The organism is Corynebacterium sp. MSK019 (assembly GCF_030232425.1).
Lineage (GTDB): Bacteria > Actinomycetota > Actinomycetes > Mycobacteriales > Mycobacteriaceae > Corynebacterium > Corynebacterium jeikeium_D.
Window position 1 is genome coordinate 47,855 of the sequence record NZ_JASPJT010000009.1, and the last position, 18,216, is coordinate 66,070.

Consider the following 18,216-nt stretch of genomic DNA (forward strand, 5'->3'; position numbering starts at 1 on the left):
GCTGAAAGTGATGAGCCTTACACTTTAAGATTGTGTATACAAAATCATGCACTGTTTAAGTCCACTCGAAGGAACTGCATAAATGACCTCCGAAGCCTCAACCACTTCCACTGGGGATAGCCGTTTTTCCGCGAAGAGCCCGAAGTTGCCGGAGCCGTGCCCTCGGCAGGACATCATTATTCCGGCTAATGACCGCGTCCTGCTGCGCGGAACCATGTTCCGCCCGAAGGAGAACCCAGAGAACATTCCCAACGGCATCATCACCGTTCACTCCGGTACCGGTGTGCCGCAGGGTTTCTACCACCGTTTCGCTGAGACCGTGGCAGAAAAGGGCTACGGCGTTATCACCTATGACTACCGCGGAATTGGCCAGTCCGCTCTGAAGACTGACCAGAACAATGAAGACATCCGGATGTCGGACTGGATCACCAAGGATATTCCGGGTGTGATTGAGTGGGCCAAGGAGACCTACCCGGACGTGCCGCACTTCGCTGTCGGCCACGCGGTTGGTGGTCACGGCATCGTCTACGCCGGCTCCGAGGGCACCTATGACGCAGCGGCGTTGGTCAACTGCCGCGGTATGCGTATTTCCAAGGTGCCGTCAGTGGCGGGCAAGGTCCGCGCATTCTTCATCTTCAATATTCTCGGCCCGATTAGCGGTTTCATTACCGGCCATATTCCGGCGTCGGCGTGGCGTCTGGCTGTTGAGCCGCCGAACGGTGTCATGCGTCAGTGGGCTCGCTGGGCTCGCAAGGAAGGCTACTTCTTCGACGACTCCGAGTTCGACTTCGCTAACCGCTTCTCCAAGGCTCCGCAGCCGTTCCTGTCCATCCGCGTTCCGGATGATTACTGGACTGAGGAGTCCTCGGCAGACCTGATCACCAATGTGATGAGCTCTGCTGAAAAGATTGAAAAGCGCCAGGCTCAGCCGGCTGGCGGCAAGGGCGTGGGCTACGGTGGTTACTTCCGCTCCGGTCACGAGAAGGAGTGGGACGAGCTGCTGGCCTGGTTCCAGGCCAACAAGGGCTAAGTAGGAGGTTTTATGGCGATTTCCCAGGTAGAAACGCCTTTCGGCGTGCTTGGAATCGCCACCTCCGCTCGCGGGGTCGTCGAAGTCAATCTCTTAGGCCCCGTGCTTGACGACGACCCCAGCGCCGCCGACCCCGAAGCGCAAGCGGTGGCGGAACAGGCAGCGCAGCAGTTCCGCGAGTACTTTGCCGGGCAGCGCCGCGAGTTTGCGCTGCCGCTGGACTGCGACATATTCACCCAGGATTCTTTCCGCGCTCGTGCGCTGACCGCACTGCGCGACGTGCCGTATGGCCAGGTTGTGACCTACGGTGAGCTCGCTGAAATGGCCGGATCACCCCGTGCCGCCAGAGCTGCTGGCTCGGCCTGTGCCACCAATCCGCTGGGCATTCTGATTCCCTGTCACCGCGTGGTGCCCGCCAGTGGGGGAGCGGGGTCTTTCGGATCCTATGCCGGCGGCCGCGAAATGAAGCGCTGGCTGCTCGAACTCGAAGGTTGGCAAACAGTTATTCTTTAATGCATGACTTCGCATTCTCCGCGCGACCAGTTCGCCACCGAATTTGAGAACATCATCCGCAACCGCCGTGCCACGCGCGTCTACGCTGACGAACCGCTTGACGACGCTGACGTGCGCCGCCTCCTGGAGCTATCTCTGGAAGCTCCCAGCGCCTTTAACATTCAGTCTCGGGCTATCGTGCGCATCGAGGACCCTGAGGTGCGCCAGCAGGTAGTGGAAGCTGCCGGTGGTCAGAAGCAGGTTGCCAATGCGCCGCTGCTGCTCGCCTTCATTGGTGAGCCGACCGGCTGGAAGCGCGGTATTCCACGCCTGGTTGAGGCCAACAAGGCGACTGGCCTGTGGGACGAAGTTGCCGCTGCCGAGCGGGAAGCCTCGATGACCTCCTTCCATAAGGTCCGCGAGGAAAAGGGTCTCTCCCGCGAGTTCGCAATCCGCGACGCCATGATTGCCGCTTCTTTCGCTATGGTCACTGCCAGCGCCTTTGGTTGGGCTAGCTCCCCGATGACGGGCTTTAGTGAGCAGAAGGTCAAGGAAGCTATCGGTGCCGGTGACACCGATGTGGCGGTAGCGCTGTTGCTGGCCATCGGTGTCCCGGGTGAGTTCCCGGCTCACCCGGGCCGTTTCGAGTTCGAGCAGCGCGCCTACACCGACCGCTACGAGGCGTAGCAGCCCTAGCCCTACAGCGCGAGCGCTACCTCAACGGCCTGGCGGATGGCACGCTTTGCGTCCAGCTCAGCGGCCACGTCCGCGCCGCCGATGATGGTGACATTGGAGTTATCGCCGGTGACGCTCTCGCGATCCTTGCCGCCCAGGCAGTCCAGATTGGATACCTGACCAGTACAGACAATCACGTTGTCAACCGCGATGACCTGTTGCTTTTCATCGATGGTGATGTGCAGGCCCTCGTCATCGATACGGTTGTAGGTGACGCCGGTGTACTGCTTGACACCGGCCTTCTTGATCTCCGCACGGTGAACCCAACCAGTGGTCTTGCCCAGGCCCTTACCGATGCGGGAGGTCTTGCGCTGCAGCAGGTGCACCTCGCGCTCAACCTCAAACTCCTCAGCCGCGCCAGAGACCGTGCCCGGCTTGGTCAGACCCGCGCGGAACTCCGCAGGGTCACCGACGCCCCAGGCGTCCTTCCAGGCTTCGATGGTCTGGTTCGGCTTGCGAGTGAGGTATTCACACACGTCCACACCGATACCGCCAGCACCGATGACGGCCACCTTGTTGCCGGCCTGCTTCGCACCCGAGAGCAGCTCGTCGTAACGAATGACCTTCTCGTGGTCGATACCGTCAATGCCCGGGATACGCGGGGTGACACCCGTGGCCACAATCACGTGGTCAAACTTGGTCTTGAGCTCGTCGACGTCGGCACGCGTGTTCAGGTGAACCGGAACTTCGAGGACCTCCAGGCGACGGGAGAAGTACTTCAGCGTCTCGCCATAGTCCTCCTTGCCCGGAATCTTTGCGGCGAGGTTGAACTGGCCACCAATCTGGTCGGCGGCCTCGAAAATCTCTGGGTGGTGACCGCGCTGAGCTGCGGCTTCCGCGAAAGCGAGTCCAGCCACACCAGCGCCGATGACGGCGATGCGCTTGGCCTTGTCCTTCGCAACCGGCACGGATACCAACTCGGTTTCGTAAGCAGCCTTCGGGTTGACCAAACAGGTGGAGCGCTTGGCCGCGAAGGTGTGGTCCAAGCAGGCCTGGTTACAGGCGATACAGGTGTTAATCTGGTCAGCTCGACCATCGCCCGCCTTGATGGCGAAGTCCGGGTCAGCCAGCAGTGGGCGGGCCATGGAAATCAAGTCCGCATTGCCGTCAGCGAGGATCTTCTCCGCAACCTCGGGGCGGTTGATTCGGTTGGAGGCTGCCACCGGGACGTCGACAAGCGAACGGAGACGACCCGTCAGATCCGTGAATGCGGCGCGCGGCACGGACGTGACGATGGTGGGGACGCGTGCTTCGTGCCAGCCGATACCGGTGTTGAAGACATCGACGCCAGCCTCGACCAGACGCTGCGCGAGTTCAGTGGTCTCGGACCAGGTCTGGCCGTCTTCCACCAGGTCAAGCAGCGAAATGCGGTACTGCAGTAGGAAGTCCTCGCCCACCTCGGCGCGAATGCGGCGGACAATTTCGATGGGCAGGCGCATGCGAGCCTCGGCGCTGCCACCCCAGTTGTCCGAGCGGTGGTTGGTGCGCTCGGCCAGGAACTGGTTGAGCAGGTAACCCTCGGAACCCATAACCTCGATGCCGTCGTAACCGGCGCGCTTTGCGAGCTTCGCGGCGCGGACATAAGCGCCGATAGTGCGTGAGACATCAAAGCCGGTGAGGCGGTGAGCCTTAAACGGGCTAATCGGCGACTGACCGGTATTGGCGGAGCGAGCCAGCGGGCTGTAGCTGTAACGACCGGCGTGCAGCACCTGCAGCACGATGTGGCTGCCGTGGGAGTGCACGAGGTCAGTAACGCGGCGGTGATTGTCCGCCATGCGCTTCGACGCCATCATCGAACCGGCCGGAGTCAGCCAACCCTCGATGTTGGGAGCATAACCGCCGGTGACGATGAGCCCCACGCCACCTTCGGCGCGCCGACCCAGGTAGGCAGCCAGCTTGGGGATATCACGGGTGCGATCTTCCAGGCCGGAGTGCATTGAGCCCATGATGATGCGATTGCGCAGAGTTAGAGGACCGACGTCGAGAGGGGAGAGAAGATGTGGGAAGTGAGGCTGGTCAGACATGCAACCAGTATCGCGGTTTTAGCGGCTGTGTATGAGGTGAATCGGAAAAATTCCGGCACAGTTTTATATACGTTTCACGTGGAACATCAGGTGTAAAGCACACGCAGTCTTCGGCGCAGGAGGGTGTCGTATGACTACAGTCGGGGATATTAGTAGACGCATGTAGCAAGGAGTTGAGCCCCCATGACCTCTGAAACTTCAACTAATGGCAAGAAAGTAGCTGTAGTTACCGGTGCTTCTTCCGGTATTGGTGCAGCCACTGCCAAGCAGTTCGCAGCTGAAGGTTTCCGCGTTGTGCTGGGAGCCCGCCGCGAGGACAAGCTGGAGGCTGTCGCGGAGGAGATTCGCGCTGCCGGTGGTGAAGCGACGGTCTACAAGGTTGACGTCACCTCTGACGCCGATGTGGCGGCGCTGGCTAAGGCCGAACCGCGCGTCGACGTGCTGGTTAACAACGCCGGTGGCGCCTGGGGCATGGAATCGGTTGAAGGCGCTGTCGAGGAAAAGTGGCGCTGGATGTACGAGGTCAACGTGCTGGGCACCCTGCGCGTCACCCGCGCGCTGCTGCCCGCATTGAAGTCCACTAGCGGCATTGTGCTCACCGTCGGCTCGATTGCCGGCCGTCAGGTCTACACCGGCGGCGCCGGTTACAACGCAGCCAAGCACGCTGAGCGCGCGCTGGTGGAAGTCCTGCGTCAAGAGGTTGCTGCCGATGGCGTGCGCGTCACCGAAATCGATCCGGGGCGCGTCCACACCGACTTCTCACTCGTGCGTTTCGACGGCGACGAGACCAAGGCCGCAGCGGTCTACGATGGCGTTGAGTCGCTGACCGCCGATGATGTTGCCGACATCATTGTGTTCGCGGCCACCCGTCCGAAGCGCGTCAACATTGACTTCCTGCAGGTGACCCCCATCGACCAGGTGGGCGGCGCGAAGCCGAAGAAGTAAACCGACTACATAGAGGAGCCGTACATGAGCATCGATATTGCCGCTGACACCAAGATTGCCCTGGTCACGGGTGCAAGCCGTGGTATTGGCCTGGCGGTCGCCAAGGATCTCTCCCGTGACCACCATGTCATTGTGGGCGCTACCAGTGCTGAGTCTGCCGAGAAGGTGGCGTCGCAGTTGCCGTCGGCAAGCGTATTCGTTGCTGATCTGGGTGATACCGACGCCGTAAACGCGGAAGTGGCAAAGCTGTTGGAGGCGCTCGGTGGGCGCGGGCTGGATGTGCTCGTGCACTCGGCGGGCGTGTACGTCGATGGGGACGTGGCGGAGGTTTCGCGTGCGGACTGGTCGCGAATTATGGACATCAACGTCGTCGCCGTCGCCGACCTGACACGCCAGCTGCTGCCAGCGCTGCGCAAGGCGGAGGGCACGCTGGTAACCATCAACTCGGGCTCGGGATTCCGCGCTTCAGCTGGTACTTCACCGTATGCAGCGTCGAAGTTCGCGCTGCGGGCCTTCACCGATGCGCTGCGCGAGGAAGAGCGTGGCGCGGTTCGAGTCAGCTCCGTGCACCCCGGGCGCGTCGATACCGATATGCAGGTTCAGCTGCAGTCGAATTGGCACCGCGATGATGCTGATTGGCGTTACGACGGCACGAAGTTCATGCGGCCTGAATCGATCGCAGCCGCAGTACGTCTGGCCGTTGATACCGGAGCGGATGCCAACGTGGATGAAATCCAGGTGCGCCCGCGCGGATAGCCGCGCAAAAGGTAGCTGAGACAAGCAAAAAGTGTGCCCACCAGGCGGATAGCCGGTGGGCACACTTTCGTGTGCAGGCTTCTTACTGAGCGTCCAGATTCAGGCGCTCGTGCATCGCCTTGACCTCGCGCGGGACAACCTTGCCGATGGCGTTGCGCGGCAGGGAGTCGACGAAGAAGACGCGGTCCGGAGTGGAGTGCTCGGCCAGAGTTTCGCGGACGTACTCGCGCAGCATGTCCTCGGTGAGGTTCTTGCCGGCCTCATTGTCCTCGCGGACAACGTAGAGGAACAGGTCAGCGAAAATCTCGTCGTTTTCGTTGCTGCCGTGGCAGAAGACATCGGCGATGCCCGGCACCGGGCCCAGAATTTCTTCGACCTCGCGTGGGAAGACGTTCTCGCCGCCCTTGATCACCATGTCGTCGGAGCGACCACAGATGTACAGGTAGCCGTCCTGGTCGATACGGCCGAGGTCACCAATCTGGAACAGGCCATCGACGGTGGTGAACTTGTCCTTCTTGTTCAGGTAACCGATGAAGGAGAGCTCCTGAGCGGTGTGGATCATGCCAACCTCACCCGGCTCGACTTCCTTGCCGTCGTCACCCAGGATGCGAACCTTGGCGCCAATTGCCGGGCGACCTGCGGAGTCCGGGCGGGCTGCGAGGTCCGCGCCGGATGCGATGGAGCACAGGCCGGCCTCGGTGGAGCCGTAGAAGTTACAGATAACCGGACCGAAGCGGTGAGTCAGCGCGGAGACGAGCCAGCCCGGGATGGCGTTACCAGAGGAGACAATGAAGCGGAACGGGCCAATCTTGCGGTTCGGCTCCTCATCCAGAACATCCTTGATCTGGCGCAGGAAGAAGGCCGCGGAAATCATGCCGTTACAGCCGTACTGTTCACACTGGTCAACAGCCTTCTTCGGGTCGAAGACACGCATGGTGACAATGGTGGAGCCGGTAGCCATGCCAATCAGCACATTTGCCCAGCCCCAGGCGTGGAACATGGATGCGGACTGGTGAATGACCATGTTGCGGCGCCACGGAATACGATCGGCGATTGCACCCACGGTTGCCGGTGTCTTGGGCTCATTGCGCAGGACACCCTTCGGGATGCCGGTGGTGCCGGAGGACATGATGATGATGCGTCCCTGCTCCGGCTTCGGATCTAGCTTGGCGTTCGATGTACGACCTTCTTCAATGAGGTCTTCCATGAACACGAAGTTCTTGCCCGCGTTCTTGCGGGTCTCCGGCTTGGTCACGGAGGTAATAACGACGGTGACATCGTCGAGGTCTTCTGGCAGGTTGCCCAGGAACTCGTCATCGACGAACAGGAACTTGGCCTTATTCTGGTCAACGACACCGCGAATCTGAGTCGGGCCGGAGCCGATGTTCATCAGCATAATTTCGGAGCCGATGAATCCCTTGATGGCCATCGGCAGGATGATGCCGCGGCCGTTGCGTGCGATAACGCCGAAGCTGGACTTCTGGGTCATGCCACGGTCCATCAAGGCGCGAGCCAGGGCGTGAGAGTTGTCAAGCAGCTGAGAATAGGTGAGTTCACCGTCATCGTCGACAAGGGCGAGGCGATCCGGGTAGCGCAGCGCACTCATGGAAATCAGGCTGGCGACGGAGAACTTCAGGCGACGCAGGTAATCGAGAATCTTCGGCGCCGTCTTCGGAGTCATGTACAGGGCACCAGTACGCAGGAGTGGTGGAATCGACTGGGCAAAAGCCTTGATTTGGAGCCCAAGTGGTACTTCCGGAGCCTTCATTTCAGCTGCCATGGGTGAGAATCCTCCAAGATGATGGACAAGCGATTAATAGCGCCAAGCGACTCTTTAGTCACACTGACACCATCAGTCACGGTAGTGCGATTTTGTAACAACCAGACTTTAACAAACCTGTGCCGCGTCAAAAAGTAGTTTCCACGAAGAAAAGTAAAAAATACGCAGTCGGCGTGCGCAATGCTTTACGACGGGTACCTTTTCGCGTACGGGCTCGAGGATACAGTGTTATCAAACAGTTATAAACCGACAGGAAGCAGTGAATATAACGAAAAGATAACACTACGGTAACGAATTCAATTCTGATATTGACGTATATAACTCTATGAACCCAGGGGTTTTCGGTTGGTTTGTTTGACGGGGCGGGCAGTAGCTGAATGGCGGTCGCCCCCAGAAATTAGGGGGCTAGGAATCTTCAGAAAAATAGAAATGTTCGCGACTAGGAGGGGCGGAGGTTGCGAACACGTAGCTAAATAGGTGACATATTCGCCGGCTTGAGCCTCGGTGTGTGGCATCGGTGAGCGCCGGAGGAAGTTGCCCTAATTCAGGGTTAGGGCGGCAAGTGCGGGCTCATCCTCTGGTGTGCAGGTAGAGAGCCAACGGTCGATGGCATCGTACTCCGCCTGTGTGAGCCACAGGTGGTATTTCTGTTTTACTGCCACCTGGCGAGCGACATACTGGCAGCGAAATGGCTTATTGGCGGGTACCCAGGATGCGGCATCGCTATCCCGCTTCTGTTGATTGGCGGGGCCATCGACGGCCAAGAGGTTGAGGGGGTCATTGGCAAAGTCCTGCCGAACCTCGGGCGGGAGTTGCTGTGCCCCCTTTTGCCAGGCGTCGCTTAAGGCTACGACATGGTCGATTTGAACGGCAGAAGAGGTATCGCGGCCACGCTGGAACTCAATCATCGTGCCGGTATAGGGATCCAGTAATTGCCCTGAAAGCACGACGCAATCGTGGCTATTTGGTTTGTACTCCTTATTAATAAGGTCACGATTCAAAATATCGTTTCGCGTGTCACATCCGTTGTGCCCAAACTCGGCAGAGATGTCGTCGCTCCAACGTTGCCCGAACTCATCGCGCGCATAGCCGGTTTTCGGTGCGCGCCCTTTTACCTCCAGCTGGTTGAGGGCGCTACGGATGCCGTCGATAGGCGATGTGCCGGGCGCTGGGGTGTCCGGGGCGGCGGGGGTGTGGGGCGCTTCGGGAATCTCGGGCGCGGGTTCCTCTGGCTCGGGCGTAAATGCGGGTGCCGGTGCCGGGCTGTATGACTGGCTCTCTGGAGTGGGGGCTGTGGGGGCCGTGCAGCCGCTGAGGATTGTCGCTGCGCCGATAAGGAGGGCGAGGCCCTGCAGTGGCGAGCGGAAACGACGGTTGGCGAGCATGGAGCTAACCATAGCGGTGGGGGCGGATTGGGTATGGAGGGAGGTTTGCTAAAGAATCGAACAATTGTGCGTAGTTAGCGGGGGTGGTAGCTCGATTAGGGGGTTATGGCGTTAAAGCGGGTAGTAAAAGCCCGGTTTTAGTCGAACGGGAAGGGTGTTCTAGCTCCTTCGGGGGTGGGTAAATATAGCTAGTTCCCTAAATACGTATTGCAATACGCCTAGATGAAAGTGCATTGTTAAAACAGTTGGAAATATAGATAACCCGTGTCCCCCAATTGGCACATTGCACCTACAAGGGGAAAACAGCCATGACAGCTAAGACAGCCATGACTCTGACCGAAATAGCGACCACATTGCCTCGTGGTCCTCAGAGGGAAGGTCTCTACCGCCCGTCGAACGAACACGATGCGTGTGGCGTGGCCTGTGTCGCCGACATTTACGGTCGCCAGACCCATGACATTGTGGAAAAGGGCATTCAGGCACTGATCAACCTCGACCACCGCGGTGCCGCCGGTGCAGAGAAAACCACCGGCGACGGTGCCGGCATTCTCATTCAGGTGCCGGATGCCTACTACCGCGCTGAGCTGAGTAAAGAAGGCGTCATTTTGCCGCCGGCTGGCACCTACGCCACCGGTATTGCGTTCCTGCCGCAGTCGCGCATGGCCACCCTTGATGCCATCCGGGCTATTGAAGACATCTGCGCCGAAGAGGGCATCGAGATCTTGGCATGGCGCGATGTGCCGATTAACGCTGACGGGCTTGGCCAGATGGCTCGCCAGGCTATGCCGGTGCTGCGTCAGCTCTTCGTTACCGCGAAGAACTACGAGGGTCGCCAGCTCAGCGATATCGATCTCGACCGCAAGATGTTCTTCCTGCGTAAGCGCTGCGAGCGTGAGCTGGGTGAACAGGGCGCTGGCGAGGGCTCTGGTGGCGACACCGTGTACTTCCCGTCGCTGTCCAGCCGCACGATCGTCTACAAGGGCATGCTGACTACTCCGCAGCTGAAGGATTTCTACCTTGACCTGCAGCAGAAGGAAGTCACTTCCGCGCTCGCCATCGTGCACTCACGCTTTTCCACGAACACTTTCCCGTCCTGGCCGCTGGCACACCCGTACCGCTACGTCGCTCACAATGGCGAAATCAACACCGTGCGCGGCAACGAGAACTGGATGCGCGCCCGCGAGTCGCTAATTCGCTCTGGCAAGCTGGGCAACATCGACCGCGCGCTGCCGGTGTGCGACCCCAACGGTTCTGACACTGCGCGTTTCGACGAGGCCCTGGAGTTACTGCATCTCGGTGGTCGTAGTCTCCCGCATGCGGTCATGATGATGGTTCCGCAGGCCTGGGAGCACGACGACAATCTCAGCCCGCAGGTTCGCGCGTTCTACGAGTACCACGCCTGCCTGATGGAGCCGTGGGACGGCCCCGCTGCCATCTGCTTTACCGACGGCCAGGTCATCGGTGCCACCCTGGATCGCAATGGTCTGCGCCCGGGGCGCATCTGGGTGACCGACGAGGGCCTGGTGGTGATGGCCTCCGAAGCTGGTGTCCTGGATATCCCGCCGGAGCAGATTGTGCAGCGCACGCGCGTGCAGCCGGGGCGCATGTTCCTGGTGGACATGAAGGCCGGTCGCATTATTGAGGACAAGGAGATTAAGTCCACGCTGGCCGCCACCGGGCCATACGAGGAATGGATCAAAGAGGGCCTGGTCGACATCACCGACCTGCCACGAGAGCGCTACCAGTACATGCCGCATGCCCGCGCGGTGTTACGACAGCGCGTCTTCGGCATCACCGAAGAAGACGTTGACCTCATCATCCGCCCGATGGCACTCACCGGCGCGGAGGGCCTGGGTTCGATGGGCTCAGACACGCCGATTGCGGCACTGTCCAACCGCCCTCGCATGCTGTTCGACTTCTTCTCGCAGCGGTTCGCGCAGGTTACCAACCCGCCGTTGGACTCGCTGCGCGAAAAGTCCATCACCAGCATGAATACGTTGCTGGGTGCAGAGACCAACATCCTGGAGCCCACCGCCGATGCCGCCCGTCGCATCCGGCTTGAGCATCCAATCCTGGACAACCACGACTTTGTCACCCTGTGCCAGGCGGGCAAGAACGAGGAGTACTCCGAGTTCCGTGCCGAGGTCATCTCTGGCCTGTACCCGGTCGCCCGCGGTGGCCGTGGCCTGCGCAACGCTATCCGTCGTGTTCGCCGTGAGGTCTCTGAGGCCATTGACCGTGGTGCCCGACTGATTGTGCTGTCTGACCGTGAGTCCAACGAGCGCTTTGCCCCCATCCCGTCGCTGCTGCTGACCTCCGCGGTCCACCACCACCTGGTGGAGGAGCGCACTCGCACGCGCGCCAGCCTCATCATTGAGGCTGGCGACGCCCGCGAGGTGCACCACATGGCCATGCTGCTGGGCTTTGGTGCCGATGCCATTAACCCATACATGACTTTCGAAACCATCGATGAGCTGCGCATGAAGGACCAGCTCGGAGCTCTGACGTTGGATCAGGCCTGCTCGAACTACTGCAAGGCTGCCTCCAAGGGCGTGCTGAAGGTCATGTCCAAGATGGGTATCGCCTCACTGCAGTCCTACCGTGGCGCTCAGCTGGCCGACACCGTCGGTCTGTCGCAGGAGTTCCTGGACGAGTACTTCACCGGCGCTGTTTCTCCGCTGGAAGGTATTGGTCTCGACGAGGTCGCAGAAGATGTTGCCGCCCGTCACCGCAGCGCATTCCTGCCGCGTCCGGAAGAGCAGGCACACCGTGAGCTGGATCTCGGCGGCGAGTACAAGTGGCGCCGCGAAGGCGAGTACCACCTATTCAACCCAGAGACAATCTACACGCTGCAGCATGCGACCCGCACTGGTCAGTACGCGGTCTTCCGCGACTACACCAACAAGGTTGATGAGCAGACCAAGCAGCTGGCAACTCTGCGCGGCATGCTCGAGTTCGCCTCAGATCGCGAGCCGATCGACATTGAAGAGGTCGAACCGGTCTCGAGCATCGTCAAGCGTTTCTCCACCGGCGCAATGAGCTATGGCTCCATCTCTGCGGAGGCACATGAGACGCTGGCCATCGCTATGAATCGCCTGGGCGCCATGTCCAACTCCGGCGAGGGCGGCGAGGACCCAGACCGTTTCGAAATGGAGGCCAACGGCGACTGGAAACGCTCTGCCATCAAGCAGGTAGCTTCGGGTCGCTTCGGTGTGACCAGCCACTACCTGTCCAACTGCACCGACATCCAGATCAAGATGGCCCAGGGTGCAAAGCCCGGCGAGGGTGGCCAGTTGCCACCGAACAAGGTCTACCCGTGGATCGCGGAAGTCCGCATCACCACCCCGGGCGTGGGTCTGATCTCGCCGCCACCGCACCACGACATCTACTCAATCGAGGATCTGGCACAGCTCATCTACGACCTCAAGAACGCCAATCCGCGCGCCCGCATTCACGTCAAGCTCGTCTCCGAGCAGGGCGTGGGCACCGTCGCCGCTGGTGTCTCGAAGGCGCATGCCGACGTCGTGCTGATCTCCGGCCACGATGGCGGCACTGGTGCCTCGCCACTGACCAGTCTCAAGCACGCCGGCGGTCCGTGGGAGCTGGGGCTCGCTGAAACCCAGCAGACCCTGATGCTCAACGGGCTGCGCGACCGCATCCGCGTGCAGTGCGATGGCCAGCTCAAGACCGGTCGTGATGTCGTGGTCGCGATGTTGCTGGGTGCTGAGGAGTTTGGTTTTGCCACCGCTCCGCTGGTGGTTGAGGGCTGCGTCATGATGCGCGTCTGCCACCTGGACACCTGTCCAGTCGGTATTGCCACCCAGAATCCGACGTTGCGGAGCAAGTTCACCGGCCGTGCCGAGCACGTGGTCAACTTCTTCACCTTCATCGCCCAGCAGGTCCGTGAATACCTCGCTGAGCTGGGTTTCCGCACCATTGACGAAGCGGTCAGACATGCCGAGTGCCTGCGTCCGCGCAAGGATCTGGGCAACCTTCCGCGCGTCGCAAAGCTTGACCTGGAGCGAATCCTGCACGTTGCCGAAAGCCCCTTCTTTGCGGACCAGGATTCCTACTGCACGAAGGCGCAGGACCACGGCCTTGAGGGCGCGTTGGACGAGCGCCTCATCGACGAAGCGCAGCCCGCGCTGCGTACGGCGCGCGCGAATGGGCTGGCGCCGACACCGGTATCGCTGCACCATGCCATCAGCAATGTGAACCGTTCCGTGGGCACGCGCCTGGGGTATGAAGTCACCAAAGTCGCAGGTAAGCAGGGGCTTGCCGACGACTCCATCGTCGTTAACCTGCTCGGTTCCGCCGGTAACTCGCTGGGTGCGTTCCTGCCGGCCGGTGTGACCATCAAGCTGGAGGGCGATGCCAACGACTTCGTCGGCAAGGGCCTGTGCGGTGGCAAGATTGTGGTTCGACCTTCACGTTCGGCCCCGCCGACCGCGGATGTGGCTACCGACACCATTGCCGGCAATGTCATTGGTTTTGGTGCCACCAGCGGTGAAATCTTCGTTCGCGGCACTGTCGGTGAGCGCTTCTGCGTGCGTAACTCCGGTGCTACGGCCGTGGTCGAGGGCATCGGTAACCACGGTTGCGAGTACATGACCGGTGGCCGCGTCGTAGTGGCGGGCCCGGTCGGTCACAACTTCGGCGCCGGTATGAGCGGCGGTATCGCCTACCTGCTGGATAACGAGGTGACGCGGGCGAACATCAACACCGAGTTGGTCGACATCGTGCCGCTCGACGATGAGGACATCAGCTGGCTGGAGGCAACGCTGTCGAAGCACCGCAAGCTCACGGGTTCTAAGACTCGGTTCCCGGCTACACAGTTCATCAAAATTATGCCGCGTGATTACGCCCGAATTCTCGACGTAGTCGCGAAGGCAAAGGACAACGACGCTGACATCAACGAGGCAATCATGGAGGCAGTAAGCAATGGCTGATCCGAAGGGTTTCATGAAGTTCCAACGCGAAGAGCCTGCTCATCGCCCGGTTCCGCTGCGTCTGATGGACTGGAAAGAGGTCTATGAGGAGGCTAGTCAGGAGCACCTGCAACAGCAGGCTTCTCGCTGCATGGACTGCGGCGTGCCGTTTTGTCACTCGGCCTGCCCTCTGGGCAACATCATTCCGGAGTGGAATGATCTGGTGCGCCAAAACCGCTGGCACGAGGCCTTCGAGCGTCTGCACGCCACCAACAACTTCCCGGAGTGGACGGGCCGACTGTGCCCGGCACCGTGTGAGGGCGGCTGTGTGCTCGGCATCAACGACGATGCGGTGACCATCAAGAATATCGAGTTGGCTATCGTCGAGCGCGGCTTCGATGAGGGTTGGGTGCAGCCGATTGTGCCGACTTTCGACACCGGCCAACACATTGCTGTCATCGGCTCCGGGCCGGCGGGCCTTGCTGCAGCACAGCAGCTCACTCGCGCCGGGCATGATGTCACGGTCTTCGAGCGTGACGACAAGATCGGTGGTCTGATGCGCTACGGCGTTCCGGACTACAAGATGGAGCAGCGTTACCTCGACCGTCGCCTTGAGCAGATGGAAATCGAGGGCACTGAGTTCCGCACCAACATCTCACCGACAGCCGCTGACCTGGCCGATTTCGATGCAGTGGTCCTAGCTACCGGCGCCTCGCTGGCCCGCGACCTGCCCGTTGATGGCCGTGACCTCGAGGGCATTCACCAGGCTATGGAGTACCTGCCGGGTGCCAACCGCGTTGCCGTAGGCGAGCTCGACAGCCCGCCAATTGATGCCAAGGGCAAGAAGGTTGTCGTCATTGGCGGTGGCGACACCGGTATTGACTGCTTTGGTACCGCGCTGCGTCAAGGTGCTGCGTCCGTCACGCAGTTCGATATCCGTCCGCGGGCTCCGAAGTCCCGTGCGGCGTCGACTCCGTGGCCGATGTATCCGCTGGTCTGGAGCGTAGCTACTGCCCACGAAGAAGGTGAGTACACCATCACCGGTTCCGAGCCGCCAGAGGTTACCGAGGCGCTCGGGCTCAACGCCCGCGTCACCGGTGAGACGCTGGGCAAGCGCGTCTTCAACGTCAACACCGTCTCCTTCCACGGCGAGGACGGTCACGTGACCGTCCTGTCCGCCAACGAGGTCGAGGTCATCGATGGCAAGCGCGTGCCCATGGAGGACACGGATTTCGAACTCGATGCCGACCTAGTTCTCATCGCGCTGGGCTTCTCCGGTCCGGAGCGCGGCGGTCTGCCCCATGAGCTGGGGATTCAGTTCAACGATCGCGGTGTGATGATGCGTGACGACGACTACCTCGCCGTGCGCAGCGACATCGAGCAGAACTTCGACGGTCCGGTGTTCGTGGCCGGTGACAATGGCCGCGGGGCCAGTTTGATTGTGTGGGCTATCGCCGAAGGTCGCGCCTGCGCCGAGGCCGTGGACCAGTACTTGATGGGCGAGTCCAATCTGCCGCGCGCTGTCGAGCCGGAGGATGCTCCAATTAAGTTGTAAACCCTGGTTTAGTTCACCACTATGTTGCCGCGTGCCCCCATTTCGGCATGCACCATCTGGTGGTCGACAAAGCGGTACGTGCCAGGCTCCGGGAATTCGGCCTCAACATAACCACCCTGCGCGGCACCGAGGTCAAGGGCTTGGGCACCGCCCACGCCGTCGTCAAGCAAAAGCGCGCCCTCCTTGTACACGCGATGGAACTGCGTGCCGACGATATGGAAGCTCGTGCCCTTGTTGGGGCCGGCGGCAAGTACCCAGAAACGTACCGTCTCACCTGCGCGAATGCGAATTGGGTGGGTGAGATACTGGTCGGGGTAGCCGTTGAACTTGTAGATATCGGGGTCCTCGGCCATGGTCTTGTCGGCGTCGGGGCCGTCCTCGCCCCAGTAGCTTTCCGACTGCACCAGAAGAACCTCGTGGTCAACATCAGTGAGATTCGGTGGGTCGATGATGACGGCACCGTGCATACCGGCAGCGATGTGCATGGACATGGGCATGGTTGCGCAGTGGTACATCCAGATGCCCGCGCGGTCAGCACGGAAGCGGTACTCAAGCTTCTCACCAGGGGCGATGTCGCGCATTGGCTCGTCCGGCGAAACAATGCCGGCGTGAAAGTCGATGGAGTGACTCATGGTGCCGTCATTAATGAGCGTGACGACGAACTCGTCGCCCACCTTGCCGCGCAAAGTTGGCCCCAGCGGTTTGCCGTTGAATACCCAATGCTGCTGCTCGACGCCAGGGGCAGCGTAGCCGGTGAACTCGCTGGCTCTCAGGGTGACGTGGTGAACCGTGGCGTCCTCGGCGGGTTCTAATAGCGGGTTGATGGTGGGGGAATCCGGGCCGGGTTGCTCGCCGACATTCCCGAGCGCACCGGGAGTGGCATGGTCAGCGTGGTTGCCACCTCCGGTGTGGTGTGAATGATCAGTGCTACCTGTATTGACTGTGAGGGTCATGCCCATCTGTCGGTGACCAGCAATGGTGCACCAGCCGTCAATGTCACCGGGAACAACCGGCACTTCAATGGTGGCGGAGTTGCCAGGGGCGACACGTCCGGTGTCCTCGCCGGTGGCCAAGCGCAGATCGTGGACCTGGGAATCAGCGTTGACCATGGTGATGACCAGTCGGTCGCCGGGGTTTGCCTCTATAACGTTCGGGGTATAGGTCATATCGTTGGCGGTAACCGTGACCTCGACGGTTTCTCCGGTGGGCGCAACATCGCTGGTGGTTTCAATGCTTCCCGTACCGCCACCGCTCAGCGCAACACCAATAGTCACTACCAGGCCCAATACAGCCAGAGCGGCGGTAGTTTGAGCACCGAGTCGACGTGCAGTTGCGTGCAGTTCGACCGGCTTCGGCGTTGCTTCTTTGTTGGCCCGTGCCTTCTGACTTTCTTTCAGCGCACCAATCTGAGCCTTCGCGGCACGGCCGACAAGTGGCAGATAGGACACCAAGGCAAGGGAGACCATTGCGGAGACCGCTACTTTGGTCCAGGACGGCAGCGGCATTAGCCACAGTGCCAGACCAATATTGATGGTCGACCAGCGGAATGCTCCCGCGCGGTCAAGTTCCTTCATACCGGCGGAGACTGGACCAGCACCTCCGCCGATGGTAGCGGGCAAGAGTTGGCTCATCATGCCGATAAGCAATTGTGCGCCGAAACCGATTACCAGCGGCAGCGTAAGGGATGAGATTACGAAGCTGCCGTCAAGCGCCTTGACTGTGGCAACTGTGAGTGTGCCGATCAGCCAGACGACCGCAGCCGCAACAGACAGCGCCGGGTAGCTGAGGCGGTCGCGGGGGTCTTTAGCGACAGTCATGACGTTGTGCGCCCACGGAATGGCGGCTATGACCCAGCCGATAGTGATGATGCCTAGGCCGACGGAGGCGAACCAGTTGAAGCTGGTCAGTGCACCGATTGTGGTAGTCGCGATACCTATGAGCTGTACTGCTAGTGCCAGCTTCGGGCGGGAATGCGGCGACATCTGGGTTCGCCACAGCGCTGGGAACATGGTGATGAGCGTGCCGCAGGCCGCGAGCCCGAGGAAGCCAATGAGGTTGATGGCTTCATGTGCCAGTAGGAGGTCGTCGTGAAGCGCTTCGCCCTTCGGAGATGCGAGGATGGCGCCGAGCGTGGCGCCGATCGGCAGTAGGCATGCCGACGCGACGTAGTACGCAACGGAGATGGCGAATGGTCGATTGCGCTTCGCTACCAGGTCGCGTCCGAGGGAAATCGCATGCCATGCGACGGCGACGCCGACGACCGCTGCGCCGGCGGTGGTCACTGGCCACCAATCACCCAGCTTTCCGATGACTGTTGTGCCAATACCTACGTTGAGCAGGTAAATGTTTGCTAACTGAATGTGCCGATTGCCATCGGGCACATCGATTTTCAGTAGTTTCTCGGTGAAGTGGCGGCCCCAAATGAGGATGGAGTTGGTGACGGCGCCGAGGGTAAAGAGGTGCACCAACAGCCAGCGCCCATCGGAGACAAATGGGTGGACTAATGCGGCCACAATGATGGCAGCGAACCACCAGCGCACCGGCATACTGGCCTTGCGATGCCAGGACATGCGGTGACTCTTGCCA

11 protein-coding genes are annotated in these 18,216 nt (G+C 60.7%); 7 read left to right on the plus strand and 4 right to left on the minus strand.

All coding sequences use genetic code 11. The features are described from left to right. Positions 1-82 precede the first annotated feature (82 nt). Genes QP982_RS07720 through QP982_RS07730 form a run of 3 tightly spaced genes read left to right on the plus strand, consistent with a single transcriptional unit; the run spans position 83 to position 2,209 of the window. A complete protein-coding gene (locus tag QP982_RS07720; RefSeq protein WP_049189819.1) occupies positions 83-1,030 on the plus strand; it encodes an alpha/beta hydrolase family protein in 948 nt (315 codons plus the stop codon). A 12-nt stretch (positions 1,031-1,042) separates the two neighbouring features. Beyond that, positions 1,043-1,543 (plus strand): methylated-DNA--[protein]-cysteine S-methyltransferase, encoded by a 501-nt coding sequence (locus tag QP982_RS07725; protein ID WP_049172545.1) that lies wholly within the window; start codon positions 1,043-1,045, stop codon positions 1,541-1,543. 3 nt (positions 1,544-1,546) lie between these two features. Further along, positions 1,547-2,209, plus strand: a complete 663-nt coding sequence (locus tag QP982_RS07730) for a nitroreductase family protein (RefSeq protein WP_049172542.1) — start codon at positions 1,547-1,549, stop codon at positions 2,207-2,209. 11 nt (positions 2,210-2,220) lie between these two features. Here the strand turns inward: QP982_RS07730 and QP982_RS07735 are convergent, their stop codons facing one another. Then, the gene (locus QP982_RS07735) at positions 2,221-4,281 is read right to left on the minus strand and encodes an oxidoreductase (RefSeq protein WP_049189818.1); all 2,061 of its coding nucleotides are present in this window, start codon (positions 4,279-4,281) and stop codon (positions 2,221-2,223) included. 183 nt (positions 4,282-4,464) lie between these two features. On the opposite strand from QP982_RS07735, the gene QP982_RS07740 reads away from it, so the two are divergent. Next, positions 4,465-5,226, plus strand: a complete 762-nt coding sequence (locus QP982_RS07740) for an SDR family oxidoreductase (protein WP_049193380.1) — start codon at positions 4,465-4,467, stop codon at positions 5,224-5,226. Between the two features lie 24 nt (positions 5,227-5,250). Then, positions 5,251-5,982: an SDR family oxidoreductase gene (locus tag QP982_RS07745; RefSeq protein ID WP_016421787.1), complete on the plus strand. Its 732-nt coding sequence runs from the start codon at positions 5,251-5,253 to the stop codon at positions 5,980-5,982. 82 nt (positions 5,983-6,064) lie between these two features. On the opposite strand, the gene QP982_RS07750 is transcribed toward QP982_RS07745, so the two are convergent. Next, the gene (locus QP982_RS07750; protein ID WP_016421788.1) at positions 6,065-7,762 is read right to left on the minus strand and encodes an AMP-binding protein; all 1,698 of its coding nucleotides are present in this window, start codon (positions 7,760-7,762) and stop codon (positions 6,065-6,067) included. A gap of 539 nt (positions 7,763-8,301) precedes the next feature. Next, entirely contained in the window at positions 8,302-9,147 is an 846-nt protein-coding gene (locus tag QP982_RS07755) for an HNH endonuclease family protein (RefSeq protein WP_284870376.1), read from the minus strand. A gap of 326 nt (positions 9,148-9,473) precedes the next feature. Between QP982_RS07755 and gltB the strand changes: the two genes are divergently transcribed. Further along, positions 9,474-14,096, plus strand: a complete 4,623-nt coding sequence (gene gltB, locus QP982_RS07760; protein WP_502870639.1) for a glutamate synthase large subunit — start codon at positions 9,474-9,476, stop codon at positions 14,094-14,096. Beyond that, a complete protein-coding gene (locus QP982_RS07765; RefSeq protein ID WP_284870378.1) occupies positions 14,089-15,630 on the plus strand; it encodes a glutamate synthase subunit beta in 1,542 nt (513 codons plus the stop codon). The genes gltB and QP982_RS07765 overlap by 8 nt, the downstream gene beginning before the upstream one ends. An 8-nt stretch (positions 15,631-15,638) precedes the next feature. Here QP982_RS07765 and QP982_RS07770 read toward each other — a convergent pair whose 3' ends face one another. Beyond that, positions 15,639-18,200: a multicopper oxidase domain-containing protein gene (locus tag QP982_RS07770; protein WP_284870379.1), complete on the minus strand. Its 2,562-nt coding sequence runs from the start codon at positions 18,198-18,200 to the stop codon at positions 15,639-15,641. Between the last annotated feature and the right edge of the window lie 16 nt (positions 18,201-18,216).